At 70.8% G+C, this 26,650-nt stretch carries 24 protein-coding genes; 13 read left to right on the top strand and 11 right to left on the bottom strand.

Annotation, left to right across the window (positions count from 1 at the left end):
* Nucleotides 1–96 precede the first annotated feature (96 nt).
* A complete protein-coding gene (locus H5368_RS09650; RefSeq protein ID WP_182824054.1) occupies nucleotides 97–1,200 on the top strand; it encodes a hybrid sensor histidine kinase/response regulator in 1,104 nt (367 codons plus the stop codon).
* A 14-nt stretch (nucleotides 1,201–1,214) separates the two neighbouring features.
* On the opposite strand, the gene H5368_RS09645 is transcribed toward H5368_RS09650, so the two are convergent.
* Complete coding sequence (locus tag H5368_RS09645) at nucleotides 1,215–1,592, bottom strand: hypothetical protein (RefSeq protein ID WP_182824052.1); 378 nt, start codon at nucleotides 1,590–1,592, stop codon at nucleotides 1,215–1,217.
* Between the two features lie 103 nt (nucleotides 1,593–1,695).
* On the bottom strand, nucleotides 1,696–4,218 hold the full coding sequence (gene hrpB, locus H5368_RS09640) for an ATP-dependent helicase HrpB (RefSeq protein ID WP_182824050.1): 2,523 nt from the start codon (nucleotides 4,216–4,218) through the stop codon (nucleotides 1,696–1,698).
* A 121-nt stretch (nucleotides 4,219–4,339) separates the two neighbouring features.
* Here hrpB and H5368_RS09635 point away from each other — a divergent pair, with 121 nt between their 5' ends.
* Entirely contained in the window at nucleotides 4,340–5,137 is a 798-nt protein-coding gene (locus tag H5368_RS09635) for a TatD family hydrolase (protein WP_182824048.1), read from the top strand.
* A 63-nt stretch (nucleotides 5,138–5,200) separates the two neighbouring features.
* Here H5368_RS09635 and H5368_RS09630 read toward each other — a convergent pair whose 3' ends face one another.
* The 4 genes from H5368_RS09630 to H5368_RS09615 all read right to left on the bottom strand — a co-directional run bounded on the left by H5368_RS09630 (nucleotide 5,201) and on the right by H5368_RS09615 (nucleotide 8,655).
* Complete coding sequence (locus tag H5368_RS09630) at nucleotides 5,201–6,295, bottom strand: OmpA family protein (protein WP_255486503.1); 1,095 nt, start codon at nucleotides 6,293–6,295, stop codon at nucleotides 5,201–5,203.
* Nucleotides 6,296–6,371: 76 nt separating this feature from the next.
* Nucleotides 6,372–6,710: a hypothetical protein gene (locus H5368_RS09625; protein WP_182824046.1), complete on the bottom strand. Its 339-nt coding sequence runs from the start codon at nucleotides 6,708–6,710 to the stop codon at nucleotides 6,372–6,374.
* 170 nt (nucleotides 6,711–6,880) lie between these two features.
* Entirely contained in the window at nucleotides 6,881–7,687 is an 807-nt protein-coding gene (locus H5368_RS09620) for an ABC transporter permease (RefSeq protein ID WP_182824044.1), read from the bottom strand.
* Complete coding sequence (locus H5368_RS09615; RefSeq protein ID WP_182825218.1) at nucleotides 7,684–8,655, bottom strand: ABC transporter ATP-binding protein; 972 nt, start codon at nucleotides 8,653–8,655, stop codon at nucleotides 7,684–7,686. The genes H5368_RS09620 and H5368_RS09615 overlap by 4 nt, the downstream gene beginning before the upstream one ends.
* A gap of 84 nt (nucleotides 8,656–8,739) precedes the next feature.
* On the opposite strand from H5368_RS09615, the gene H5368_RS09610 reads away from it, so the two are divergent.
* The 6 genes from H5368_RS09610 to H5368_RS09585 all read left to right on the top strand — a co-directional run bounded on the left by H5368_RS09610 (nucleotide 8,740) and on the right by H5368_RS09585 (nucleotide 13,637).
* Entirely contained in the window at nucleotides 8,740–9,516 is a 777-nt protein-coding gene (locus tag H5368_RS09610; protein ID WP_182824042.1) for a ferredoxin--NADP reductase, read from the top strand.
* 94 nt (nucleotides 9,517–9,610) lie between these two features.
* Nucleotides 9,611–10,003, top strand: a complete 393-nt coding sequence (locus H5368_RS13540; RefSeq protein WP_182824040.1) for a hypothetical protein — start codon at nucleotides 9,611–9,613, stop codon at nucleotides 10,001–10,003.
* The gene (locus tag H5368_RS13535; protein WP_182824038.1) at nucleotides 10,000–10,200 is read left to right on the top strand and encodes a helix-turn-helix transcriptional regulator; all 201 of its coding nucleotides are present in this window, start codon (nucleotides 10,000–10,002) and stop codon (nucleotides 10,198–10,200) included. Before H5368_RS13540 ends, H5368_RS13535 begins: the two co-directional genes overlap by 4 nt.
* Entirely contained in the window at nucleotides 10,197–11,711 is a 1,515-nt protein-coding gene (locus tag H5368_RS09595; protein WP_182824036.1) for an alpha/beta hydrolase, read from the top strand. The genes H5368_RS13535 and H5368_RS09595 overlap by 4 nt, the downstream gene beginning before the upstream one ends.
* Nucleotide 11,712: 1 nt before the next feature.
* Nucleotides 11,713–12,459: an ATP-binding cassette domain-containing protein gene (locus tag H5368_RS09590; protein WP_182824034.1), complete on the top strand. Its 747-nt coding sequence runs from the start codon at nucleotides 11,713–11,715 to the stop codon at nucleotides 12,457–12,459.
* Nucleotides 12,456–13,637 (top strand): ABC transporter permease, encoded by a 1,182-nt coding sequence (locus H5368_RS09585; RefSeq protein WP_182824032.1) that lies wholly within the window; start codon nucleotides 12,456–12,458, stop codon nucleotides 13,635–13,637. Before H5368_RS09590 ends, H5368_RS09585 begins: the two co-directional genes overlap by 4 nt.
* Before the next feature lie 442 nt (nucleotides 13,638–14,079).
* On the opposite strand, the gene H5368_RS09580 is transcribed toward H5368_RS09585, so the two are convergent.
* The 5 genes from H5368_RS09580 to rpmH all read right to left on the bottom strand — a co-directional run bounded on the left by H5368_RS09580 (nucleotide 14,080) and on the right by rpmH (nucleotide 18,950).
* Nucleotides 14,080–15,120 (bottom strand): energy transducer TonB, encoded by a 1,041-nt coding sequence (locus H5368_RS09580; protein ID WP_182824030.1) that lies wholly within the window; start codon nucleotides 15,118–15,120, stop codon nucleotides 14,080–14,082.
* Nucleotides 15,121–15,219: 99 nt separating this feature from the next.
* Nucleotides 15,220–16,563: a tRNA uridine-5-carboxymethylaminomethyl(34) synthesis GTPase MnmE gene (mnmE, locus tag H5368_RS09575; protein ID WP_182824028.1), complete on the bottom strand. Its 1,344-nt coding sequence runs from the start codon at nucleotides 16,561–16,563 to the stop codon at nucleotides 15,220–15,222.
* A 24-nt stretch (nucleotides 16,564–16,587) separates the two neighbouring features.
* Nucleotides 16,588–18,333, bottom strand: a complete 1,746-nt coding sequence (gene yidC, locus H5368_RS09570) for a membrane protein insertase YidC (protein WP_182824025.1) — start codon at nucleotides 18,331–18,333, stop codon at nucleotides 16,588–16,590.
* Between the two features lie 13 nt (nucleotides 18,334–18,346).
* Nucleotides 18,347–18,763 carry a ribonuclease P protein component gene (gene rnpA, locus H5368_RS09565; RefSeq protein ID WP_182824023.1) on the bottom strand — a complete coding sequence of 139 codons (417 nt, stop codon included), beginning with the start codon at nucleotides 18,761–18,763 and terminating at the stop codon, nucleotides 18,347–18,349.
* A 46-nt stretch (nucleotides 18,764–18,809) separates the two neighbouring features.
* Nucleotides 18,810–18,950, bottom strand: coding sequence for a 50S ribosomal protein L34 (rpmH, locus tag H5368_RS09560; protein WP_182824021.1), 141 nt, complete (start codon nucleotides 18,948–18,950; stop codon nucleotides 18,810–18,812).
* 220 nt (nucleotides 18,951–19,170) lie between these two features.
* Here rpmH and dnaA point away from each other — a divergent pair, with 220 nt between their 5' ends.
* From dnaA to H5368_RS09535, 5 genes are all read left to right on the top strand, one after another.
* The gene (dnaA, locus tag H5368_RS09555) at nucleotides 19,171–20,490 is read left to right on the top strand and encodes a chromosomal replication initiator protein DnaA (RefSeq protein ID WP_182824019.1); all 1,320 of its coding nucleotides are present in this window, start codon (nucleotides 19,171–19,173) and stop codon (nucleotides 20,488–20,490) included.
* Between the two features lie 258 nt (nucleotides 20,491–20,748).
* The gene (gene dnaN, locus H5368_RS09550) at nucleotides 20,749–21,849 is read left to right on the top strand and encodes a DNA polymerase III subunit beta (RefSeq protein WP_182824017.1); all 1,101 of its coding nucleotides are present in this window, start codon (nucleotides 20,749–20,751) and stop codon (nucleotides 21,847–21,849) included.
* A 70-nt stretch (nucleotides 21,850–21,919) separates the two neighbouring features.
* Nucleotides 21,920–23,008, top strand: a complete 1,089-nt coding sequence (gene recF, locus H5368_RS09545; protein ID WP_182824015.1) for a DNA replication/repair protein RecF — start codon at nucleotides 21,920–21,922, stop codon at nucleotides 23,006–23,008.
* Between the two features lie 221 nt (nucleotides 23,009–23,229).
* The gene (gyrB, locus tag H5368_RS09540) at nucleotides 23,230–25,677 is read left to right on the top strand and encodes a DNA topoisomerase (ATP-hydrolyzing) subunit B (RefSeq protein ID WP_182824013.1); all 2,448 of its coding nucleotides are present in this window, start codon (nucleotides 23,230–23,232) and stop codon (nucleotides 25,675–25,677) included.
* Between the two features lie 80 nt (nucleotides 25,678–25,757).
* On the top strand, nucleotides 25,758–26,579 hold the full coding sequence (locus H5368_RS09535; RefSeq protein ID WP_182824011.1) for a M48 family metallopeptidase: 822 nt from the start codon (nucleotides 25,758–25,760) through the stop codon (nucleotides 26,577–26,579).
* The last annotated feature ends 71 nt before the right edge of the window (nucleotides 26,580–26,650 follow it).

The raw sequence follows: 26,650 nt of genomic DNA, 5'->3' as shown, positions 1-26,650 counted from the left end.
CGAAGCTTGCCGTGCGCCGCGGGGGATTCTGCTACCTTCACGGCGCGGCCGCGGCGTATTCACGCGCCAGACCGGCAACGGATGCACGGGACGATCATGCCAACAGGGTTCACAGCACAGGGCCGCGTACTGGTCGTGGACGACCAGCAGGCCAACCTGCGCGTCGTCAGCGCGCTGCTGGCGCGCCATGGCTACGAGGTCGCCGTGGCCGACAACGGGCCGGCTGCGCTTGCCATGGTCGAGGCGCAGGTTCCGGACCTGGTGCTGCTGGACATGATGATGCCGGGCATGGACGGCTTCGGAGTGATGGCCGAAATCCGCGAACGCGCGCTGCTGCGCGTGCCGGTGGTGTTCCTCACGGCCGCGCAGGACCGCGAGCTGCTTTTGCGCGCGTTCGGCGCCGGTGCGGTGGACTACGTGACCAAGCCGTTCATTCCCGAGGAGCTGATGGCACGCGTCAACGCGCACGTCGGCCTGAAGCTGGCGCGCGACCGCTTGGAGCGGGTGGCCCGCGAGCGCCAGGAGCTCGTCAACCTCGTCGCTCACGACCTGAAGAACCCGCTGTCCAGCGTGGTGTTCGCCAGTGACATGCTGCTGGCCGACAGCGTGCGCCCCGAGCGCGTGCCGCGTTACCTGCAGATGATCCGCGACAGCGCCGAGGACGGCCTCGGCTACATCCGCCGCTACCTGGAAACCCAGGCGCAGGCGCGCAGCCAAGCCGAACGGCCGGTCGACGCGCGTGCGTCACTTGGCGACGTGGTCGACTGGATCATGGGCCGCTACGCACTGCAGTTCGAGGACCGCGGCTGCCAGCTGCGCGCCGCCCCGGTCGGCAACGCCGTGGTCGCGATGGACGCGGTGGTGCTGCGCCAGGTCGCCGAGAACCTGGTCAGCAACGCGATGAAGTACGCGCCGGGCAGCGACGTCGAGCTGTCGGCACCGGCCAGCGCGCCGGGCTACTGGCAGCTGCGGGTCGAAGACCGCGGCCCGGGCATCCCGGGCCATCGCCAGCGCGAACTGTTCCGTCCGTTCGTGCGTCTCGCCCACGATGATCCGGCGATCGCCGGCGCCTCCAGCGGGCTGGGACTGTCGCTGGCGAAGCAGATCGTCAGTGGTGCCGGTGGCCAGCTCTGGTACGAGGACCGCGAGGGTGGCGGCGCCTGCTTCGTGATCGAACTGCCGGAAGCCGCCACCGCCTGACCGCGGCTGGACCCTCAGTCGCCGTCGGCACCGCTGGCGGCGACCACGCCGTCGGCGTTGGCGGCGCGCTTGCGCGGCGCACCGCGCTTGGCCTCGATGCGGCGCGACTTGCCTTCGATCGCGGCCTCGGCCTCGGCCTTCCTGCGGTGCCTGCGCACCGCATACAGCACCAGGCCGATGCCGGCGGCCGCGGCGGCGACCGCCACCGGGTTGCGACGCACCACGTGGCTGACGGCACGCGTGCCGGTACGTGCGACGCCGATCGCGGCGCCGGTCTGCAGCCACTTGCCGGCGCCTGCCGGTACGACGTTGCGCAGGCCTTCGCCAAGCTGGCCGACCAGTTCCATGGCCTTGTCGGGGAGGGTGTCGCGGAGATGATGGCGCTTGTGCATGGGAGCCTCGTTGCGTGGGCCGGCGGACAATCGGCCGGCGGAACAGGATGCGGCAAGTCTGTTGCCGGGTGTGTCGCGCCGGCGTGATCGGAACAACGGCGATTCAGCCTTGGCGGGGCCGAGCGCGATGGGTCGGCGTGGCGTTCCAGGGATCCTCCGGCCACGGGTGCCTGGGATAGCGGCCCTTCATCTCGCGGCGGACCTCGGGCCAGGTGCGGTCCCAGAAGCCGCGCAGGTCGCCGGTCACCTGCAGGGGGCGGCCGGCCGGCGACAGCAGGTGCAGCAGCAACGGCACGCGGCCGTCGACGATCCGTGGCGTATCCGCCAAGCCGAACAGCTCCTGCAGTTTCACCGCCAGCACCGGCGTCTGCGGCGTGCCGTCGTCGTCGACCGCGTACTCGATTGCACGCGCCTGTCCCGACGGCACCAGGATGCGCGCCGGCGCGAGCGCATCCAGCCGCTGCTGCGATGCCCAGTCGATAAGGCCACGCAGCGCGCCGGCGAACGCGTCGGCGCCCAGCGCATCGAGCCTGGACTTGCCGGCGAACGCCGGCCGCAGCCAGTGGTCCAGGCCGGCCAGCAGCGCCTCGTCGTCAAGCTCGGGCAGGACCGGGCCGGGCAGATCGAACGCGCGCTGCCAGGCACGCAGCGCACGCACCCGCGCGCGCCACTGCCGCAGTCCGTCGCTCCAGGGCAGGGCGGCCAGACCAAGCGCGCGCACCGCATCGGTCAGCGCCTGCGCGGCGGCCTGCGGTTCGACGCGACCGGTCACGCGGCTGTCGAGCACGATGCCGTCGAAGCGGCGCACGCGCTCGCCGACCAGCGCGAGCCGCGCCGGATCCCAGCGCGTCTCGTCGCGGTCGCTGAAGCGCGCGGCGAAATCACGCCGCAGCAGCGCCTCGTCGACCGGCGCGGCGAGCAGCAGCAGCGCATCGCGCGCCTCGAAGCGCAGCTCGCTGGCCACCAGCCATGGCTCGCCGACCAGCGCGCTGTCATCGGCCAGCCGCGCCATGCGGCCGTTGGCCAGCTCGTAGCGGCGCAGGTCGCTGCCGTGGCGCGCGGCAACGCGATCGGGGAACGCGTGGGCGAGCAGGTCGCCGAGCGCGTGCGCGGGCACATCGCGCGGCGCCGGCGTATCGCAGCGCAGGCGACGGCGCCATTGTTTCGCGGCGGCATCGATGGCCGCCAGCGCGCCGCGGTTGGCATCGGCCGGAACGCGGCGCTCGCGGAACGCGGCCAACGCACGCCAACGCGCTGCGATCGCATCGCTGCGCACGCGCAGCGGGTCGCGCGCCTCGACCAGCGCCGCCAGGTCGCAGGCCAGCGCGCGCGCCGCCGGGTCGGGCGCGGCCAGCAGCATCGCCGCCAGCCGCGGATGCGTGCCGAGCGCGATCATGCGCCGCCCGCTGGCGGTGATCGCACCACCGTCGAGCGCACCCAGCCGGCGCAGCAGGTCACGCGCCGCCGCCATCGGGCCGGGCGGCGGCGGGTCGACAAAGCGCAGCGCGTCGCTGCCCCACGCGGCCAGCTCCAGCGCCAGCGCGGCCAGTTCGACCTGCGCGATCTCCGGACGGCGCTGCGCCTCCAGGCGCAGCGATTCCGGCCACAGCCGGTACGCCCAGCCCTCGGCCACGCGGCCGGCGCGTCCCGCGCGCTGGTCGGCCGACGCCTGGGCGATGCGCACCACGTCGAGCCGGCTGAAGCCGCTGTTGGGGTCGTAGCGCGGCTCGCGCGCCAGCCCGCTGTCCACCACCACGCGCACGCCGGGCAGGGTGACGCTGGACTCGGCGATGTTGGTCGCCAGCACCACCCGCCGCCGGCCTTCCGTTGACGGGCGCAGCAGCCGCGCCTGTTCCTCGATGGCGAGCTCGCCGTGCAGCGCCAGCACCTCGGCGCCCGCGGCGGCGAGCGCCGCGCCGGATTCCAGCGCCGCCGCGCAGCGCGCGATCTCGCGGCGCCCGGGCAGGAATGCGAGTACGTCGCCGGGATGGCGCTCGAGCGCGTGCTCGATGGCGCGCCGCGCGTGGTGCTCGAGCACCTCGTCGCGACGCGCCGGGAAATGCGCGATGTCCACCCGGTAGCTGCGCCCCGCGCTCGACAGCCGCGGCGCGTCGAGGAACGCCGCCAGCCGCTCGCCGTCCAGCGTGGCCGACATCACCACGATGCGCAGGTCCTCGCGCAGCCCCGCCTGCACGTCCAGCGCCAGTGCCAGGCCGAGGTCGGCCGCCAGGTGGCGCTCGTGGAACTCGTCGAACAGCAGCGCGCCCACGCCGGCGAGCATCGGATCGTCCTGCAGCATGCGCGTGAGGATGCCCTCGGTGACGACTTCGATCCGCGTGGCCGCCGACACCCGGTTCTCGAAGCGGATGCGATAGCCGATGGTCTGCCCGACCTCCTCGCCCAGCGACGCCGCCATGAACGTCGCCGCGGCCCGCGCGGCGACGCGGCGCGGTTCCAGCATCACGATGCGCTGGCCGGCAAGCCACGGCGCATCGAGCAGCGCCAGCGGCACGCGCGTGGTCTTGCCCGCGCCAGGTGGCGCCTCGAGCACCAGGCGGGTGTGGTCGGCGAGGCTGGCGCGGATCGCGGGAAGCAGGTCGTCGATGGGAAACGAAGCGTCGTTCACCCGCAAAGGATAGGGGGTCGGGGTGGATGTTGATGCGGGGGTTTTTCTCGCGAAGGCGCGAAGGCGCGAAGGGAGCTGGGCAGGGAGGGGCGGGGCGGGGGACGCGGCCTACAATGTCGCCATGCAATTGATTGATATCGGCGCCAACCTCACCCACGACAGCTTCGACCATGACCGCGACCAGGTCATGGCGCGCGCGCGCGACGCCGGCGTCGTGCAGATGGTGGTCACCGGCGCCAGCCGCGAACACTCGCCGATGGCCTTGGAACTCGCCCGCGCGCACCCCGGCGAGCTGTTTGCCACCGCCGGCGTCCATCCGCACCACGCCGTGGACTACACCGCCGAGTGCGATGCCGAGATGCGCGCGCTGCTGGCGCATCCCGAAGTTGTGGCGGTGGGCGAGACGGGGCTCGACTATTTCCGGGATTTCTCGCCGCGCCCGGCGCAGCGCAAGGCCTTCGAGCGCCAGCTGGAGATCGCGGTGGACACCGGCAAGCCGCTGTTCCTGCACCAGCGCGACGCGCACGCCGATTTCGTCGCGATCATGAAGGAGTTCGAGGGCCGCATCGGCGCCGCCGTGGTGCACTGCTTCACCGGCAGCCGCGCGGAACTGTTCGACTGCATCGACCGCGACTGGCACATCGGCATCACCGGCTGGCTGTGCGACGAGCGCCGCGGCCAGCACCTGCGCGAGATCGTGGCCAACATCCCCGCCAGCCGGCTGATGGTGGAAACCGACGCGCCCTACCTGCTGCCGCGCTCGCTCAAGCCGATGCCGAAGGACCGGCGCAACGAGCCGATGCACCTCGGCCATATCGTCGAAGAACTCGCACGCGACCGTGGCGAGGACGTGGCAGTGACCGCGGCCAACGCCACGGCGACCACGCGCGCGTTCTTCCGGCTGCCCGCGCGCGACTGAAGCCGATCCGGCCGCTTGGTGCACGGCTGGCCGCATCGGCGCACTTCATGCGTCGGTAACGCCTCAGCGCTTCACCAGTTCGACGCGGCGGTTCCTGGCCTTGCCTTCTTCGGTCGCGTTGTCGGCCACCGGCTGCGACTGGCCGTGGCCCTTCGCCTGCAGGCGCGCGGGGTCGACTCCCTGCGCGGTCAGCGCGGCCACCACCGCCTGCGCGCGTGCCTCGGACAGGCGCTGGTTGTGCGCGGCGTCGCCGTTGGCGTCGGTGTGGCCGTCGATGGACAGGCGCAACGCCGGGTCGTCGCGCAGAAGCTGCAGAACCTGGTCCACCTGGGGCTGCGACGCGGGCAGGATGTCGGCCTTGTCCACGTCGAAGTTGACCTGGATCGCCACCCGGCCATCGGCATCGATCTTCGCGCGCAGCGCGTCGGCCGGCAGCAGCGCCGACGTCGGCACCAGCGCGCGTTCGCGCAGCACGATCAGGCCGGCGAAGTGGCGGCCGGAACACGCGCGCACCCACACGTTGCCTTCGTCGCGGCGCAGCACGTAGACATCGACCGGATGCATCACCAGGCACTTGGCCTCGGGCGGATAGTCACGCATCACGGCCTGGATCGCCTTGTCCTGGCGCGCGTCGGACGGCTCCTCGCCGCTGTACACCTTCACCCCGCCCGCCGCGGTCACCACGTGCTCGATGTTGCGCGCGACCTCGGTGGCGGAGAAATCCTTGCCCGCATCCGGTGCCACGCGCATGCCGACGGCATGCACCTCGCCCTCGACGACTTCGAAGCGGTCGCCGACCCAGAACGCCGCCTCGCCATGCGCCAGCCGGCGGCTCTGGCGCGGTGTTTCGCGATATCCGGTGGGAATGGTGAAGTACGGAAACGCACCCAGTTCGAGGGTCGACGCTGGCAGCGCGGCGATGTCGAAGCCGGCGGACTCGCCCGCGGCGGCCGCGCCGTCCGGCACGGACGCGATGTCGATGTCCATCGCGCCGGCCACGGCGGCGTCGCCCGGCTGCGCGCCGGCCTCCGAGGGCTGCGCCTGCTGCGTCGCCTCCGCGACGCTGGCGCCGTCGGTGGACCGGTCGCATGCCGTGGCGGCGAGCGCGAGCATCGCGAACAGCAACGTGGTGCGGGTGGTGCGGCTGGTTTCCTTCATGGTGATCTCCGTGGTCCGGTCGTGCCGCGCGCGGCAGCGGGCAAACCTACCAGATCATGGAGACCGTCTTCAGCTGTCAATCCGGGCGTTGGCCGTTGATCGCGACCAGCTCCAGCTGGCGCGGGGCGGGATCGTCGCGCGTCACCACCTGCACCTGCTCGATGCCTGGCTGCTCGCAGGTGCGGCCGATCTCGGCCATCAACTGGAGGCGCGTGTCGTAGACCTGGCTGAAGTTGTGCTGCCCCGTCCATTCGCCGACCTCGCGCTGGGTGGGCAGGACGCGATGGTCGCAATCGGCCAGGTAGCGGAGCGCTTCGGCCTTGACCGCCGGCAGGGACGGGATGGACTCCTGCGCGGCGACGGGCGCGATGGCAGCGGCAAGGAGCAGCGTGGCGAGGCTGGTGCGGACGTCCATGGGTGTTCTCCAGAATGAACGTGCCGGACGATTCCGGTGCCCAAGGCTCGCGCAACATCTCCCGCAGGTCTTGAGGGGTTTGCCCGGACCTGGTGATGCAATCGTTTGGAACGCGCGGAAAATGTCGGGGAAAAAGCCCGCGGGCGCGTGAACGCGCCCCCTGCGACGCGCTAGCTGCGCAATCCGACTCCGCGCTTCAGCAGCCACAGGCTCAACGCGCCCAGCGCCACCACGAAGCCCAGCATCAGCGCATACGCCACCCACAGCGGGACGTCGCTCTGCCCGAGCAGGCCGTAGCGGAACGCGTTGACCATGTAGAAGATCGGGTTGGCGTGGGTGGCGGCCTCGGCCCAGTCCGGCAGCAGGCGCACCGAATAGAACACGCCGCCGAGGTAGGTGAGCGGGGTGAGGATGAAGATCGGCACGATCGCCACGTCGTCGAACTTCTTGGCGTACACCGCGTTGACGAAGCCGGCCAGCGAGAAGATCGTCGCGCCCAGCAGCACCGTGCTCACCGTCACCCACGGGTGCGGGATGCGCACGGTGGTGAACAGCATGGCGATGCCCAGCACGATCACGCCCACCATCACCCCGCGAAGCACCGCGCCCGCGACGTAGCCGCCGAGGATCACCCACGGCGGCATCGGGCTGACCAGTAGCTCCTCGACGTGGCGTCCGAACTTGGCGCCGAAGAAGCTCGACGAGATGTTGCCGTAGCTGTTCTGGATCACGCTCATCATCACCAGGCCCGGCACGATGAAGTCCATGTAGGCGATGCCGTCCATGGTCCCGATCCGCGAGCCGATCAGGCCGCCGAAGATCAGGAAGTACAGGGTCATGGTGATCGCCGGCGGCACCAGCGTCTGGCTCCAGATGCGCAGGATGCGCATCACCTCGCGGCGCGCGATGGTGCCCAGCGCCACCAGGTTGGGGCGCAGGGTGCCGGCCTCGGCCACGGCGGGGTCGAGGGCGTTCATGCCGCCGCTCCGGGCAGCGCGGCCGGCGTGGCGGGCACCACCGGGTCGCCGGTCAGGCGCACGAAAAGCTCCTCCAGCCGGTTCGACTTGGTGCGCATCGAGCGCACGCGGATGCCGGAGGCGTCGAGGGCCGCGAACACGCGGTTGAGGTCCATGGCGCGCGGCATGTCGATGTCCAGGGTGTGCGCGTCGATCGCGGTGACCGCCGCGCCGGGGATCTCGGGCAGCGCCGTCGGCAGCATGCCGTCGACGTCGAACAGGAAGCCCTCGACGTCGAGCTTGGACAGCAGCGTGCGCATCGGCCCGTGCTCGATGATCCGGCCGTGGTCGATGATCGCGAGGTTGCGGCACAGGTTCTCCGCTTCCTCCAGGTAGTGCGTGGTCAGGATGATGGTGGTGCCGGCGGCGTTGATCTCGCGCAGCGACTGCCACATGCCGCGGCGGATCTCGATGTCCACGCCGGCGCTGGGCTCGTCGAGGATCAGCAGCCGCGGGTTGGTCATCATGGCGCGCGCGATCATCAGCCGGCGCTTCATGCCGCCCGACAGCGTGCGCGCCATCGACTTCGCCTTGCCGCCGAGGTGCGCGCGGTCGAGCTCGCGCTGCGCGCGCGGCAGCGCCTCGCGGCGCGGGATGCCGTAGAACCCGGCGTAGTTCACCAGGATGTCGAGCGGGTTCTCGAACATGTTGAAGTTGAGCTCCTGCGGCACCAGGCCGATCAGGCGCATCGCGCGCGCGCGCTCGACCTGCTGGTCCACGCCGAACACCCGCACCTCGCCCGAGGTGCGGTTGACCAGCGACGAGACGATCCCGATCAGGGTCGACTTGCCGGCGCCGTTGGGGCCGAGCAGGGCGTGGAAATCGCCGGGCGCGACATCCAGCGACACGCCCTTCAGCGCCTCGACACCGGTGTCGTAGGTCTTGCGCAGGTCGCGCACCGAAAGGGCGGCGTGGTCGCCGGCGGGCATGGGGGACTGGGTCATCGTGGGTCCTGGCCGCGGCCGGATGCGGCGGGGCGGTATTATAGGAGCCCTGCGGGTCGAGGCCCGGCAATGGTCTGTTCCGCTGTGCCCGCACAATTCCCGCTCAAGCTCGTTTCCCGCCGCATGCTGGCACCGTCGGTCGCGCACCTGACCTTCGTGCGCGATGACGGCGCGCCGCTGGACTACATCCCCGGCCAGTTCGTGCAGGTGCACTTCCACTACGCCGACGGCACCGCCACCAAGCGCAGCTATTCGCTGGCCACCATCCGCGACCACGTGCCGGATGCCGGCGAGAGCGTGGAGATCGCGGTGAGCTACGTGCCCGGCGGCGCCGCCACCTCGCTGTTCGAAAGCCTGCAGGAAGGCGGCACGGTGCAGGCCAGCGGCCCGTTCGGGCGCTTCTGCCTGCAGCCCGCCGACGACAACCGCCGCTACCTGCTGATCGCCACCGGCACCGGCGTCACCCCGTACCGCGCGATGCTGCCGCAGCTGGCCGACGCAATGGCGGCGCGCGGCATCGAGGTGGTGCTGCTGTTCGGCGCGCGCACCCCGCAGGAGCTGCTGTACGGCGATGAATTCCGCGCGTTCGCCGGGCGCCACCCGGGGTTCCGCTTCGTGCCGTGCTTCTCGCGCGAGCTGCCGGCGCCGGGCTCGGCGCAGGCGCATGCCGATGTGCGCCATGGCTACGTGCAGCAGTTCATCGACGATTTCGCGCCATCGGCCGAGGGTGACATCGCCTACCTCTGCGGCAACCCGGACATGGTCGACGCCTGCTTCGAGGCACTCAAGGGCCACGGCCTGCCGGTGCCGCGCATCCGCCGCGAGAAGTACGTCAGCAGCAAGTAGCGCATGGCTGCGCGCCGACGTGTAAAGCTCGCTTGACACCAGGCGCGGCGCGCCGCATCCTCCATGTCAAGCAAACTTGACACGGGGATCCACCATGCAATCCATCGAACGCCGCTACCGGCGCGAGTTCATCCCGGCCATGGCGGCCTACGTCGTGGTGCTGTTCGGGTCGATGTACGCGCTGCGCGCGGTCGATGCCACCTGGGCGCGTGGCTTGCTGGCGTTGCTGCCGGCGGTGCCGATCGTGTTCGTGGCGAGGGCGGTGTTGCGCTTCGTGCGCGACAGCGACGAGATGCAGCGCCGGATCCAGCTCGAGGCCTTTGCCCAGGCGTCACTGGTGCTCACGCTCGGCAGCTTCTCGCTCGGCCTGCTGGCGCTCGCCGGCGTGGTGCGGGTGGACACCGGCCTGGCACTGATCCTGGTGCTGCCGGCGTACATGCTGGCCTACGGCGTGTTCGCCTGCATCACCGCGCGCCGCTACCGGTGAAGAGCCGCGTCCGCGAACTGCGCGAGGAGCGCGGCTGGTCACAGGCGCAGCTCGGCGAACGTCTGGAGGTCTCCAGGCAGACGGTGAACGCGATCGAGACCGGCAAGTACGATCCCAGCCTGCCACTCGCGTTCCGCATCGCCGGGCTGTTCGCATCGACCATCGAAGCCATTTTCTTTCCCGAGGATCCCGAATGAGTACACGTGGAATGACCATCGCCACGCTGCTGGCCGCGGCGCTCGCCGCCGGCTGCACGGCGCAGACGGGTGGCGGCGTCGAGGGCGCGCTGGCCGACGGGCGCATGCGCCACGGCACGCTGGCGTTCGAACCCTGCTCGCTGAGCGCGGTCGGCGCGACCGCCGTGGAGGCGCAATGCACGCGCTTCGAGGTCCCCGAGGACCATGCCGCGCCCGACGGCCGCCGCATCGAACTGGCGGTGGCGTGGATCCCGGCCAAGGGCCAGGCGGAGCCCGACCCGGTGTTCATGATCGCCGGCGGACCCGGGCAGTCCGCGCTCGAGTCCTACCCGAGCGTGGCGCCGGCGTTCTCCGATGTGCGCCGCAACCGCCACGTGATGCTGGTCGACGCGCGCGGCACCGGCGGCTCGCACCCGCTGCGCTGCAGCGACGGCGAGGGCGACAACGCGTTCGGGCCCGCAGACGACATGAGCCCCGACGCGATGCGCGCGTTCGCCGCCCAGTGCCGCGACACGCTGGCCAAGGACAGCGACCTGCGCCGCTACGGCACCATGGACCACGTCCGCGACCTCGACCTGGTGCGCGCGGCGTTCGGTGCGCCGCAGGCCAACCTGGTCGGCGTGTCCTACGGCACCCGCGTGGCGCAGCAGTACGCCAAGGCGTTCCCGGCGCAGGTGCGCACGGTGGTGATCGACGGCGTGGTGCCCAACAGCCTGGCGTTGGGCCAGGAGCACGCACGCAACCTCGAGGACGCGCTGGCCGCGCAGTTCGCGCGCTGCCGCGCCGACAAGGCCTGCCTGGCCAACCTCGGCGACCCGACCACGCAGCTGGCCGCGGTGCGCACCGCGCTGCAGGCCGGCAACCTCGCCGAGGTGCGCTTCCGCGACCCGGTGGACGGCGGGTGGCACACCCAGGCGCCGCAGTTCGGCGACCTGGCCGCGCTGCTGCGCATGTTCTCCTACCAGCCGGCCACGGCATCCACCCTGCCGCTGCTGCTGCACGAGGCCGCCAATGGCCGCTACGAGCCGCTGATGGCGCAGTCGCGGCTGCTGGTGGCGTCGCTCGGCGACATGATCGCGCACGGCATGCAGCTGTCGGTGATGTGCGGCGAGGACGCGGCCGACCTCAGGCCCGACCCGCGCGACAGCAGCAGCGTGCTCGGCAACGACATGGTGGAACTGATGCAGGCGCAGTGCGCCGCCTGGCCAGTCGCCCCGCGCGCCGACGACTTCCGTACGCCGCTGGGCGGCGACGTGCCGGTGCTGGCGATCAGTGGCGAGTACGACCCGGTCACGCCACCGCGCTACGGTGAGGAGGTCGTGAAGCACCTTGCCAACGGCCGCCACCTGGTCGCCCCGGGCCAGGGCCACGCGGTGCTCGGCGTGGGCTGCATGCCCAAGCTGTTCGCGCAGTTCATCGAGCGCGCCGATGCCGCCGGCATCGACGCCACCTGCCTCGAGCGCCTCGCCGCCGAGCCGCCGTTTGCCGGCAACTATGGCTGGGAGCCCTGAGATGATCGAAGTCCACGACCTGCACAAGAGCTTCCCGTCGAAGACCGGCCCGGTGCACGCGGTGCGCGGCGTCAGCTTCACCGCCCGCGACGGCGAGATCACCGGCCTGCTCGGGCCCAACGGCGCCGGCAAGACCACCACCCTGCGCATGCTGTACACGCTGATGTCGCCCGAGCGCGGCGAAGTGCGCATCGACGGCCTCGACACGCGGCGCGACGCCGCCGCCGTGCGCCGCCGCCTTGGCGTGCTGCCGGATGCGCGCGGGGTGTACAAGCGCCTCACCGCGCGCGAGAACATCGCCTACTTCGGGCGCCTGCATGGCCTCGACGACGCCACCATCGCCGCGCGCATCGCGGCGATGGCGGTGACGCTGGGCATGGAGGACTTCCTCGACCGGCGCACCGAAGGCTTCTCGCAGGGCCAGCGCACCAAGACCGCGATCGCACGCGCGCTGGTGCACGACCCGCGCAACGTGATCCTCGACGAACCCACCAACGGCCTGGACGTGATGACGACCCGCGGCCTGCGCGCGTTCCTGCAGCAGCTGCGCGGCGAGGGCCGCTGCGTGATCTTCTCCAGCCACATCATGCAGGAGGTCGCCGCGCTCTGTGACCGCATCGTCATCATCGCCAACGGCGAGGTGCGTGCCAGCGGCACGCCCGACGAGCTGCGCGCGCAGGCGGGCGAAGACAACCTGGAGGACGCCTTCGTCCAGCTGATCGGCACCGAGGAGGGCCTGTCCGCATGAGCCTGACCAACAACGCGTTGTTCACCGTCGCGCGCAAGGAGCTGATGGACCTGTTCCGCGACCGGCGCACGGTGATGCTCGGCCTGCTGATGGGGCCGATCCTGTTCCCGGTGCTGATCCTCGGCATCGGCTCGATGGCCGAGAAGCGCGCGCGCACGCAGCTGGAATCCACGCTGGAGCTGCCGGTGATCGGCGCCGAGCACGCGCCCAACCTGGTGCGCCACCTCGGCACGCGCAACATCGGCACGCTGCCGCCGCCGGCCGACCCGGACACCGCCGTGCGCCAGCAGGAGCACGACGTGGTGCTGCGCATCCCGGCCGACTACCCGCAGCGCTGGCGCGAGAGCCGCAGCGCGATGGTCGAGATCATCTACGACTCGTCGCGCCAGGATTCGCAGATCCCGGTCGGCCGCCTGCAGGCCGCGCTCGCCCAGTACGGGCAGCAGCTCGGTGCGCTGCGCGTGGTGAGCCGCGGGCTGAGCCCGGAGGTGGCCACGCCGGTGCTGGTGGCGCAGCGCGACGTGGCCACGCCCGAGGCGCGGCGCGGCATGCTGCTGGCGTTCCTGCCGTACCTGCTGATCCTGAGCGCGTTCCTCGGCGGCGCCTACCTGGTGATCGACGTCACCGCCGGCGAGCGCGAACGGCAGTCGCTGGAGCCCTTGCTGGCCACGCCGGCCTCGCGCAGCGCGCTGATGAGCGGCAAGATCCTCGCCGCCTGCCTGTTCGGGATGCTCAGCCTGGCGCTGATCCTGGTGGCGTTCAAGCTGAGCTTCGCGCTTGCGCCGCGGGCGATGCAGCTGGTTTCGGTGTCGACACCGATGATGCTGCAGATGCTGCTGGTCCTGCTGCCGATGGTGCTGATCGGCACCACGCTGCTGACCCTCATCGCGGCCAGCGTCAAGTCGGTGAAGGAGGCGCAGAGCTACATGAGCATCCTGATGCTGCTGCCGATCGTGCCGACCGTGGTGCTGATGGTGAACCCGGTGAAGAACGCGCTGTGGCAGTTCACGGTGCCGTTCCTGGCGCAGAACCAGATGCTGCTGAAGCTGGTGCGCAGCGAGTGGATCACGCCACTGGAATGGGGAACCTACCTCGGCGCGGGTTTCGGACTGGGGGTGGTGCTGTGGCTGCTCGCCGCGCGGCTGTACCACCGCGAGAAGCTGGCGATCTCGGCCTGACGGCCGCACCCCCGCCTGTAGAAAGCCCGGCTTGCGCCGGGCTTTTTTTGGTTGGGCCCCTGTGGTGGCCGGGAGGGCTTCGCGGCTCATGTCCCCCGGCATCCGCCTGGCGGCGGATGCCTCCTCCTTTACTTCCCCGCGAAGCCCTCCCGGCCACTTCGGGGCTCTGCGCTGGCTGCGGGTACAGCCAACATTCGCGAGATGGGGGGCTGTGGCTTTGGCTCCCGCAACCACCGCGTAGTGCGGCGGAGCGGGTGCCAAGGCCCTTGAGGGCGAAGTCAAGGAGGAGGCGCTGGCCGCCAGGCCAGCGCCGGGGGACATGAGTCCTCAAGGGCCTTGGTACCCGCCGCTAACACCAGCCCCGCGCTTTTCCGCCAGTCGGGAAAGAACCACAAAAAAGCCCGGCTTGCGCCGGGCTTTTTCCTGCGTCACGCCACGCGGCTCAGCCGCCGGGATTGAACGCGATGGTGCGGCGGGTGGTGACCGGCTCGGCGACCGGCTCGAAGCGCCAGCGCCGGACCGCGGCGACCGCCTCGCGGTCGAAGACGCGCGGCGGGTTGGCACGCACCACGCGCGCATCGGTGACGCTGCCGTCCGGCGACACGGTGAACTCCACCTGCACCTCGCCGGACTGCGCGGCGCGCAGCGCCTCGGCCGGATAACGCGGTGCCGGCGTGCTGAGCGCGCGCAGGGCGGTGCCGGCGGCCGGCGTGGTGGCCGCGGCCGGCCTTGCGGCGGCGGCGCGCTGCTCGGCCGCGCGCTGCTCGGCGGCACGCTGCTCGGCTACGCGCTGCTCCTCGCGGCGCGCGGTGGCGGCGGCTTCCTCGGTCGCCGCGCGGGCGGCGGCCGCCTGCTGTTCGACCAGCTTCTGCGCGGCCACGCGCTGCTCCTCGGCCTGGCTGCGCTCACGGTCGGCGGCCAGTTGTTCCTGGCGCGCGGTTTCCTGCTCGGCGGTCAAGGCCTGCTGGGCGACGCGCCGGGTGGCGACTTCCTCCGCCCCGGTGATGGAGGCCTTGAGGCGCGCCAGCGACGGATGGTTGGCGTCGGCCTTTTCGATCAGGGCCGACAGGCGGCGCGCCTCGAGGAAGTCCTCGCGGTCGCGGCCCTGCTCGGTGGCGATCACCACCATCGGCATCAGGTCGGTGAGCGCACTGGAGACCGCGGCGTCGCCCGGCGACTTCTCGCGCAGGGCCAGGTAGTACTCCATGGCGTTGTCACCGGCGGGCGCGTACAGCTTGCTCTCGGCGTACGCCGCGCGCGCCTTGGCGCGGAGTTCGTCGGGGCTGAGCGCGGCAAGCTCGGCGGCGGCGCCTTCGGTCGCGGCCGCGGCCGCGGCGGCGGCCTGCTCGCCGGTCACCGCGGCGGCCGGCGGGTTGGTGGTGGCCTCGTCGCCCTTGCAGGCCGACAGGGCACAGATCAGTGCCACGCCCAGCGCGAGCCGGTAGACCACCGGGCGCGGGAACGCATGTTTTGTCACGGACATCGGTTCAACTCCCCCTTGGTGCGCGGGCGCGCACGTGTGCGTAGCACGCGACAGGCGCGGCCGTTTGTCAACTCCCGGGCGCCGTCGGCGCCGCCTGCGCTACTTGCCGATGCAGAAGCGCGAGAAAATGTGACCGAGTAGTTCATCCGCGCCGACCTGGCCGGTGACCTCGCCCAGCGCCCCGTGCGCGACACGCAGCGCCTCGGCGGCAAGGTCCAGGGCCTCGCCGGCGAGGGCGTCCGCCGCGGCCTCCAGGTGGCCGGCGGCGCGGCCCAGCGCCTCGACATGCCGCGCGCGCGCGGTGAATTCACCTTCGCCCGCCGCCGGCTCGCCCAGCACCGCCGTGCGCAGGCGCGCGTGCAGGGCCTCCAGTCCGGCCCCCGAGCGCGCCGACACGCGCAGCACGCCCGCGGCCGGCGGCGGCGCATCGGCGGGCAGCAGGTCGGCCTTGTTGTGCAGCCACAGGATCTCCGGCACCCCGGCAAGCGCGGCGTCGAGCGCGGCGCGGCCGGCGTCGGGATCGCGCGCATCCAGCACCACCACCGCCAGCCCGGCGCGCGCCAGCTCGTCGCGCGCGCGGCGCATGCCTTCGCGCTCGATCGCATCGCCGCCTTCGCGCAGGCCGGCGGTGTCGACGAGGATGAGTTCGGCACCGTCGACGCGCAGCGATTCGCGCAGCAGGTCACGCGTGGTGCCGGCGACGTCGGTGACGATGGCGCGCTCGCTGCCGGCCAGCGCGTTCAACAGCGAACTCTTGCCGGCATTCGGCGGGCCCACGATCACCGCGTGCAGGCCATCGCGCAGGCGCCGCCCGCGTTCGGTCGCGGCCAGCAGCGCGGCCAGCGCGGCGCGGGCCCCGGCGAGGCGCGCGGCCAGCAGGTCGCCGCCGAGGGTGTCGAGCGGCTCGTCGGCGAAGTCGATCGCGGCTTCGGCATGCACGCGGATGGTGACCAGCGCGTCGGCCAGCGCCTCCACCCGGCGCGAGAACGCGCCGTCGAGCGCCCGTCGCGCGCCGCGCGCGGCGAGGACGTCGCCGGCATTGATGAGGTCGGCCACGGCCTCGGCCTGCGCCAGGTCGAGGCGGCCGTTGAGGAACGCGCGCTCGGTGAATTCGCCGGGCCGCGCCATGCGCGCGCCCAGCGCGCAGCAGCGCGCCACCAGTGCCTGCAGCAGCGCCGGGTTGCCGTGCGCCTGGAGTTCGGCGACGTCCTCGCCGGTGTAGCTGGCCGGGCCCGGGAACAGCAGCGCGATACCGTCGTCGAGCACCTCGGCGGCGGCGTCATGGAAGCGTGCGTGGTGCGCATGGCGCGGGCGCAGCGTGCGCCCGCAGACCGTGGCCGCGATGGCGGCGGCCGCCGGGCCCGACAACCGCACGATGCCGATGCCGCCGGCACCGGACGCGGTGGCGACCGCGACGATCGTGTCGGTCGCGGCCTCAGGCATGGCGGCGCGGGCCGGCCAACGGCGTCACTTCTTCGCGACCGCCGTCCCGGAGTCGCCGGGCTTCACCGGCTTGTCGGCATAGCGGCGGATCAGCCACCACTGCTGCAGCAGGCCCAGCGAGCCGTTGGTGACCCAGTACAGCACCAGGCCGGCCGGGAAGAACACCATGAACACGCCGAACACCAGCGGCATCAGCTGCATCATCTTCTGCTGCATCGGGTCCATGCCGACCATCGGCGCCAGCTTCTGCGTCGCCCACATCACCGCGATGTTGACCACCGGCAGGATGAAGTACGGGTCGCGCGCGGTCAGGTCCTGGATCCACAGCATCCATGGCGCGTGGCGCAGCTCCACCGACTCCAGCAGCACCCAGTACAGGGCGAGGAAGATCGGCATCTGCAGCAGCACCGGCAGGCAACCGCCGACCGGATTGATCTTCTCTTTCTTGTAGAGCTCCATCATGGCGACCTGGAACTTCTGCTTGTCGTCGCCGTAGCGCTCCTTGAGCTGCGCGATGCGCGGCTGGAACTTGCGCATCTTGGCCATCGACTGGTACTGCGCCTTGGACAGCGGGTACAGCACCAGCTTGACCAGCATCACCAGGCCGATGATCGACCAGCCCCAGTTCTGGAACAGGCCGTGCAGCTTGTTGAGGATCCAGAACAGGCCTTCGCCGAGGAAGGCGAACACCGAGAAGCGGCTGTAGTCGACCGCGCGGTCCAGGCCGGGGACGCCCTGGGCCTTGATCTGGCCGACCAGCTTGGGCCCGACCCACAGGCGCGCGCTGGTGGTGGCCTGGCCGTCCGGCGCCACCATCACGCCCGGGCCGACTTCGCGGATCAGGTACAGCGGCACGCCGCCGGCGCCCGGCGTGGACTGCAGCGAAACGGTCACCTCGTCGGTCGGCTGCGGGATCCAGGCGCTGAAGAAGTGGTGCTGGAGCATCGCCAGCCAGCCGCCGGTCTGCACCTGGTTGAGCGGGCCGTCATCGATGAAGTCGGCGTACTTGCGGCGGCTGTAGCCGTCGGTGGCGCTGAACCAGGTGGCGCCGTTGAAGCTGAAGGACTCCGGGTTGGTCCAGCCGGCCTTGACCGCGAGCGGCAGGCGGATCAGCTGGCGGTACACGTGGCCCTGCCAGGGCGCGGCACTCTTGTTGTAGACGGTGTCGCGCACGTCGATCGCGTAGCTGCCGCGCGTGAACACGTACACGCGGCGGATGCTGACGCCGTCCGGGCCCTGCCATACGAACGGCACCTCGAGCGTGTCGCTGCCGGCGGCCAGCTGGTACTGCAGCTGCGCGGACTCCGGCTGGAAGCCGGCCTCGTGTGTCGGCGCCGCGTTGCCCTGGCTGACCCAGCCGCTCTGCGCGGCGAAGAACCGCGCCGGCGCGTCATCGAACAGGCGCACCGGCGCGCTGCCATCATCTCGGGTCTGCGGGAACCCCAGCAGGTCGGCGCGTGCGACCACGCCGCCACGCAGCGCGAGGTCGAGCACGTCGGTGCGCACCTGGAGCAGGCCGGCGGTCGCCGGCGCCGGGGTGGCGCCCATGCCCGGGATCGCCCCGGCCGCAGCTGCCGCGGGTGCGACCGGCACCGCACCGGGGACCGCCGCCGCGGGCGGCGCTCCGGGGATGCTGGCATCCGGGCCGGCGATCGCGGCGGTGGTGTCCGCCACCGGAACCGGCGCGCGCTGCTCCTTGCCCCACTCCATCCACAGCAGGGTCGCCACCATCAGCCAGGCGAAGATCAGGAAGGTGCGGGTCTGGTTCATCGGGCAGGCATGCTCATTGGCCGGCAGGTCGCGGCGCTGGGATGGCGGGAAGGGGGGCGGCGGGCATTGTGCCGGTCAGGTCAGGTGCGGGCAACGCGCCGGCACGGCGCAACGCATCGCGGAAGGCTTCGCGCAGCGCTTCCGGCGCCGCCTTGGAGGCACCGTGGCGCACCACCACGACGAACGCCGCGTCCGGCAATGCGGCGCGGACATGGCGGAATTCATCGCGCAGCGCGCGCTTGATGCGGTTGCGTGCCACCGCGCGGCGATCGACCTTGCGCGACACGGCCAGGCCGAGGCGCGCGGGCGCGCCATCACGCAGGACGTGCAGGGCCAGCAGCGGCGTCGCCGTGCGGCGGCCGTCCTGGAACACCCGGTCGAATTCGGCACGCACGCGGACACGCGCTTGGCGGGGCAAGCGGAGGTTCATGCGAAGCGGAACAATGGCGGCCAGCGGAAGCGGCCGCCAGGCAACGTCAGGCCGTGAGGCGCGCGCGGCCCTTGGCGCGGCGGCGGGCAAGGATCTTGCGGCCGTCGGCAGTCGCCATGCGGGCACGGAAACCGTGGTCGCGCTTGCGCTTGAGGTTGCTGGGTTGGAAGGTGCGCTTGGTGGCCATGGTGTCGGTCGCTCTAGCTGACGCGGCGGAAAGAACCGGAGATTCTAGGCGCGTCGACGGGCGCAGGTCAAATCGCGTGCCGGCGCGCCCTGTCGCACCGGGTGCCGCGGCGCACATGGCCGGGTGCGCGGTGATAGGCTGCGCGTTCCCCTTTCGCCCCCGCCGCACGTGGCCTGACCACGGTGTCGGCGGCCCTGCCGTCGGTATGTCGAACCCGCACATGGAAGCCTGGCCCCGCTGCCTCGAACGCCTGGAAGCCGAATTCCCGGCCGAAGACGTCCACACTTGGCTGCGGCCGCTGCAGGCGGCGCGACGCGCCGATGCCACGGTGCTGTATGCGCCCAACGCCTTCGTGCGCGACGAGGTCCGCGACCGCTACATGGTCCGCATCCGCGAACTGCTGGGGCATTTCGGCGGCGGCGGCGAGGTGTCGCTGGAAATCGGCTCGCTGCCGCGTGCCGCCGAGCCGGCGCGGGCAGTGGTGGCGCCGGCGGTGTCCGCCGCCGACCTCGCCTTCCACGGCAACCTCGACAACCAGTTCACCTTCGACAACTTCGTGGAAGGCCGCAGCAACCAGCTCGCCCGCGCCGCCGCGTGGCAGGCCGCGCAGAAGCCCGGCGACCGCGCCCACAACCCGCTGCTGCTGTACGGCGGCACGGGCCTGGGCAAGACCCACCTGATGTTCGCCGCGGGCAACGAGATGCGCCGCAACAACCCCGGCGCGCGCGTGCTGTACATGCGCTCCAACGACTTCTACAGCGCGTTCTTCCGCTCGCTGCAGGAACGGACCGCGGACCAGTTCAAGCGCCAGTTCCAGCAGCTCGACGCGCTGCTGATCGACGACATCCAGTTCTTCGCCGGCAAGGACCGCACGCAGGAGGAGTTCTTCCACACCTTCAACGCGCTGTTCGAGGGCCGGCAGCAGATCATCATGACCTGCGACCGGTTCCCACGTGAGGTCGAGGGCCTGGAGCCGCGGCTGAAGTCACGCCTGGCCTGGGGGCTGCCGGTGGGCATCGATCCACCCGACTTCGAGACCCGCGCGGCGATCGTGCTGGCCAAGGCACGCGAGCGTGGCGTCCACATCCCCGAGGACGTGGCGTTCCTGCTGGCCAAGCGGATGCCGTCCAACGTGCGCGACCTGGAAGGCGCGCTCAATACGCTTACCGCCCAGGCCAACTTCACCGGCCGCGCCATCACCCAGGAGTTCGCGCTCGAGACCCTGCGCGACCTGCTGCGCGCCCAGCAGGCCTCGGTCAGCATCGCCAACATCCAGAAGACCGTGGCAGACTACTATGCGTTGCAGATGAAGGACCTGCTGGGCAAGAAGCGGACGCGTTCGCTGGCCCGCCCCCGCCAGATGGCGATGGCGCTGGCCAAGGAACTCACCGAGCACAGCCTGCCCGAGATCGGCGACGCGTTCGGGGGTCGTGACCACACCACCGTGCTGCATGCCTGCCGCCAGATCCGCACCCTGGCGCAGACCGACGGCAAGCTGCGCGAGGACTGGGACAAGCTCATCCGCAAATTGAATGAATAGGCGGCCGGCGCAGCATCCCGCCAACCGCTGTACGGACCGGGGACAAGCTGTGGACAGTTTGCGTCGGGGGAAACACTCCTAAAACTGTCCACAGCTTGTGCGCAGACCCGGCGGGGTTTCACACAGGAGTTGTAGCGGCGGAAACATGTTGTAAATCAGGTAATTGCGCAGGTTTTCAACAGATTTTCCTGACTCCACCACCACCGCTTTTTGTTATTTATCCTGTTTAACAGCTAAGAGCCAAGGGGACACCACGGCATGCGTTTCAGTCTGCAGCGAGAAGCTTTCCTCAAGCCCCTGGCCCAAGTCGTCAACGTCGTGGAGCGTCGCCAGACCCTGCCCGTCCTGGCCAACCTGCTGGTCGTGGTCACCGGCAGCCAGCTGTCGCTGACTGGTACCGACCTGGAGGTCGAGATGGTGGCGCGCTGCGCGGTCGACGACGCCCAGGACGGCGAGATCACCATCCCGGCGCGCAAGCTGTTCGACATCGTTCGCGCCCTGCCCGACGGCAGCAAGGTCACCGTCTCGCAGTCCGGCGACAAGGTCACCGTGCAGGCGGGACGCAGCCGCTTCACCCTGGCCAGCCTGCCCGCCAACGATTTCCCGTCGATCGACGAGGTCGAGGCCACCGAGCGCGTCAACGTCCCCGAGGCGGCGCTCAAGGAGTTGATCGAGCGCACCTCGTTCGCGATGGCGCAGCAGGACGTGCGCTATTACCTCAACGGCCTGCTGTTCGACCTCGCCGAGCAGCGCCTGCGCTGCGTGGCCACCGACGGCCACCGCCTTGCGCTGTGCGAAGCCGCGCTCGAGGACAGCGTGCAGTCCAAGCGCCAGATCATCGTGCCGCGCAAGGGCGTGACCGAGCTGCAGCGCCTGCTGGAAGGCGGCGACCGCGTGCTCGAGCTGGAGATGGGCCGCAACCACATCCGCGTCAAGCGCGACGATGTGACCTTCACCAGCAAGCTCATCGATGGCCGCTTCCCGGATTACGAGGCCGTGATTCCGATCGGCGCCGACCGCGAGGTGCGCATCGACCGCGAAGTGCTGCGTGCCGCGCTGCAGCGGGCCGCCATCCTGTCCAACGAAAAGTACCGTGGCGTGCGCCTCGAAGTGTCGCCGGGCCAGCTGAAGATCAATGCGCACAACCCGGAGCAGGAAGAGGCCCAGGAAGAAGTCGAGGCCGACACCGTGGTCGACGGCTTGGCGGTGGGCTTCAACGTGAACTACCTGCTCGACGCCTTGGGCGCGCTGCGCGACGAGACCGTGGTCATCGCGCTGCGCGATGCCAACTCCTCGGCGCTGGTGCGCGAGGCCGCCAACGAGCGCTCCCGCCACGTTGTGATGCCGCTGCGGCTGTGAACGACAGGTTCCACGTGGAACACGAACGCCCGGCCTGGTCCGGGCGTTCTGCTTTTCCGGCACGCCCGCCGTGCGCCTGACCCGGCTGGAGTTGCGCAACGTGCGCAACCTGCAGGATGTCGCCCTGCTGCCCGGGCCCGGCCTGAACGTGCTGGTCGGGGCCAACGGCGCCGGCAAGACCAGCGTGCTGGAGGGCCTGCACCTGCTGGCCTACGGCCGCAGCTTCCGAGGCCGCGTGCGTGACGGCCTGGTGCGCACCGGCGCGGATGCGCTGGAGGTGTTCGCAGAGTGGGAGTCGGTGGGGGCAGGCGATACTCCCGTGCCGCACAAGGCCGGGCTGCGGCACAGCGGTTCCAGCTGGGAAGCGCGTTTGGACGGCGAAAAGGTGGCCCATCTTGGCCAACTGCTGTCGGCATTGATGGTGGTGGCGTTCGAGCCGGGCAGCCATGCGCTGGTGTCGGGTGGCGGTGAGCCGCGGCGGCGCTTCGTCGACTGGGGTTTGTTCCACGTGGAACAGGACTTCCTGCCGGTGTGGCGCCGCTACGCGCGTGGGCTGAAGCAGCGCAATGCCCTGCTCAAGGCCGGGGCGGGTCCGGCGCAATTGGCGGCCTGGGACCTGGAGCTGGGCACGGCCGGCGAGGAACTCACTCGGCGCAGGGCGGGGTATCTGGAGCGCCTGCAGGAGCGCCTGGAACCGGTGGCCGCGCAACTCGCGCCCGGCCTTGGCCGGATGGCGCTCGAGTTCGAGCCGGGATGGCGACGCAGCAGCCTGTCGCTCGCCGACGCGCTGGCCGTGGCCCAGGACCGCGACCGCACGCTGGGCCACACCACGGTCGGCCCGCACCGCGCCGACTGGCGCCTGCACCTGGCCACCAAGCCCGAACGCGAGGCGCTCTCGCGTGGGCAGGCCAAGCTGGCCGCGCTGGCCTGCCTGTTCGCACAGGCCAGCGATTGCGCCGCCGAGCGTGGTGGCTGGCCGGTCATCGCACTGGACGACCTGGCGTCGGAACTGGACGCGGAGCACCGGCAACGGGTGCTTGCGGTGCTCGACACGACGCCTGCTCAGGTGTTCGTCACGGGCGTGGACCTGGTCGCGCTCCCGGCGGTCGGGGCGACGGTGTTCCACGTGGAACACGGGGCGGTCCGGCGCGCGGATTGATGCATTGCAGCACCAAGGTCCCTCAAGCGGACCGTGCTGGCCCAGCGCCGCCACGCCCCCGAGTGCTTCTCCTGTGGGTTGGGCGGCCGCAGACCCCGCAATCCTTGCCAACCGCCATGAACTGGTATAATGGCCGCCTCACGCCCCTATAAGTAATGTGTCTCCCGCGGCATGGTCGCGGCAGGCACGGATGGGGCATCCCGAAGGGCCAGAAGCATTCGATGACCGACCAGACCGTCAGTACCCCCGATAGCGGCGCCAGCAGCTACGACTCCAGCAAGATCACCGTGCTGCGCGGCCTCGAGGCCGTCCGCAAGCGCCCGGGCATGTATATCGGCGACGTCCATGACGGCACCGGCCTGCACCACATGGTGTTCGAGGTGGTCGACAACGCGATCGACGAGGCGCTGGCCGGCCACGCCGACGACATCGTGGTGACCATCCACGAGGACCGCTCGGTGTCGGTGTCCGACAACGGCCGCGGCATCCCGGTGGACATCCACAAGGAAGAGGGCGTGTCGGCGGCCGAGGTCATCATGACCGTGCTGCACGCCGGCGGTAAGTTCGACGACAACAGCTACAAGGTCTCCGGCGGCCTGCATGGCGTGGGCGTGTCGGTGGTCAATGCCCTGTCCGAGCACCTCGGCCTCGACATCTGGCGCGACGGCTTCCACTACCGCCAGGAATACGCACTGGGCGAGCCGCTGTACCGGCTCAAGCAGATGGAGGCCACCCAGCGCCGCGGCACGCTGCTGCGCTTCCGGCCGGCGGTCGACATCTTCAGCGACGTCGAGTTCCATTACGAAATCCTCGCCCGCCGCCTGCGCGAGCTGTCGTTCCTCAACTCCGGGGTCAAGATCACCCTGGCCGACGAACGCGGCGAGCCGCGCCGCGACGTGTTCGAGTACGAGGGCGGCATCCGTTCCTTCGTCGAGCACCTGGCGCAGCTCAAGACGGCGCTGCACCCCAAGGTGATCTCGGTCACCGGCGAGGAAAACGGCATCACCGTGGACGTCGCGCTGCAGTGGACCGACAGCTACCAGGAAACGATGTTCTGCTTCACCAACAACATCCCGCAGAAGGATGGCGGCACCCACCTGATCGGCTTCCGCGCCGCGCTCACGCGCACGCTGACCAACTACATCGAGCAGAACGGCATCGCCAGGCAGGCCAAGGTCAGCCTGTCGGGCGACGACATGCGCGAAGGCATGATCGCGGTGCTGTCGGTGAAGGTGCCTGATCCGAGCTTCTCGTCGCAGACCAAGGAAAAGCTGGTCAGCTCCGACGTGCGCCCGGTGGTGGAGCACACCTTCGGCGCCAAGCTCGAGGAATTCCTCCAGGAAAACCCCGCCGAGGCCAAGGCCATCGCCGGCAAGATCGTCGATGCCGCCCGCGCCCGCGAGGCTGCGCGCAAGGCGCGCGACCTGACGCGCCGCAAGGGCGCGCTGGACATCGCCGGCCTGCCCGGCAAGCTCGCCGACTGCCAGGAAAAGGATCCGGCGCTCAGCGAACTGTTCATCGTCGAGGGTGACTCGGCCGGTGGCTCCGCCAAGCAGGGCCGCAACCGCAAGACCCAGGCGATCCTGCCGCTCAAGGGCAAGATCCTCAACGTCGAGCGGGCGCGCTTCGACCGCATGCTCGCCTCGGCCGAGGTCGGCACGCTGATCACCGCGCTCGGCACCGGCATCGGCAAGGACGAGTACAACCCGGACAAGCTGCGCTACCACCGCATCATCCTGATGACCGACGCCGACGTCGATGGCTCGCACATCCGCACGCTGCTGCTGACCTTCTTCTACCGGCAGATGCCGGAGCTGATCGAGCGCGGGCACATCTACATCGGCCTGCCCCCGCTGTACAAGATCAAGCAGGGCAAGACCGAGCTGTACCTGAAGGACGATGCGGCGCTCGACGCCTACCTCGCCGGCAACGCCGTGGAAGGCGCCTCGCTGGTGCCCGCCACCGGCGAGCCCGCCGTCGAGGGCATGGCGCTGGAGAAGCTGCTGCTGGCGTTTGCCGGCGCGCGCGAGACCATCGTCCGCAACACCCACCGCTACGACCCCAACGTGCTCGAGGCGCTGATCGACTACACCCCGCTTGACGCCGAGCGCCTGGCCGAGAACACCGACGAGCGCCACGAGCTCGACGTGCTCGAGGCGCGGCTCAACCGTGGCGGGCTGGGCCAGCCGCGCTACGCGCTGGAATTCCAGGCTGGCGACGAGGAGCGGCCGGCGGCGCTGCTGGTCACGCGCCGGCACATGGGCCTGGAAAACGTGCAGGTGCTGCCGTTCTCGGCCTTCGAGGGCGGCGAGCTGCGCGCCCTGCGCGACGCCGCGGCGCTGCTCAACGGCCTGGTGCGCGAAGGCGCGCAGATCGTCCGTGGCAACCGCACCCAGGCGGTGTCGAGCTTTGCCCAGGCGCAGGCCTGGCTGCTCGACGAGGCCAAGAAGGGCCGCCAGATCCAGCGCTTCAAGGGCCTCGGCGAGATGAACCCGGAGCAGCTGTGGGAAACCACGGTCAACCCGGAGACCCGCCGGCTGCTGCAGGTGCGCATCGAGGACGCGGTCGCCGCCGACCAGATCCTGAGCACCCTGATGGGCGACGTGGTGGAGCCCAGGCGCGCGTTCATCGAGGACAACGCCCTGCGCGCCACCAACCTCGACGTGTGAGTGTGCAGGCCCGCGGGGGAGTTGACGCCGCCTTCAGGCAAGCCGGTCTACAACCGCATGACCCATTCAAGGAACTCCCCATGCGGACCTCGCCGATCACTGCCGCCACCGCTGTCGCCATCGCCTGCCTCACGGCGGCCTGTGCCACCACGACCTCGCCGACCGGGCGCACCCAGTACGTCGGCGCCGTGTCCCAGACGCAGCTCGACGCCATGGGCGCGCAGGCCTTCGCCGAGCAGAAGGCGCAGCTCCGGCAGTCCACCGACGCCGCGCAGAAGCGCTATGTAAGCTGCGTGGTGAATGCCATCGTGCGTGAGCTGCCGGCCGACCAGCAGCGCATCGGCTGGGAGTCCGCGGTGTTCGTGGATAACAACCCCAACGCCTTCGCGCTCCCCGGCGGCAAGGTGGGCGTGTACACCGGCATCTTCACGGTCGCAAAGACCCAGGACCAGCTGGCCGCGGTGATCGCGCATGAGGTCGGGCACGTCGTGGCCCACCACCACGACGAGCGCATCACCCGGCAGATGGGGGCGCAGGCCGGCCTCGGCGTGGTCGGCGCGGTGCTCGGTTCGCGCTACGGCGAGGGTGCCAGCCAGACCACCAACCAGCTCGGCGGTGCCGCGCTGCAGACCGCGTTCCTGCTGCCCGGTTCGCGGGTGCAGGAAAGCGAGGCCGACGTGGTCGGCCAGCAGCTCATGGCCAAGGCCGGCTTCGATCCCCGCCAGGCGGTCAACCTGTGGCAGAACATGATGTCGGCCAGCGGCGGCGGTCGCGCACCGCAGTGGCTGTCGACCCATCCGGACCCCAGCGCCCGCATCGGCGAGCTGCAGTCGCGCGCCGTCGGCCTGGTGCCCACCTGGGAGCAGGCGCGCAGCGCCGGGCGTCGTCCAGCCTGCGGCTGAGCGCCGCTGCCAGTGGACCTCCGGACGCTCGCGGCTGTCATATTCTTCTGTTAGCTTTGCCGACCCGTTTG

This window comes from Luteimonas sp. MC1782 (assembly GCF_014164605.1).
In the GTDB taxonomy this organism is placed as follows: Bacteria; Pseudomonadota; Gammaproteobacteria; order Xanthomonadales; family Xanthomonadaceae; genus Luteimonas.
This window is presented reverse-complemented; position numbering and strand designations above follow the sequence as displayed.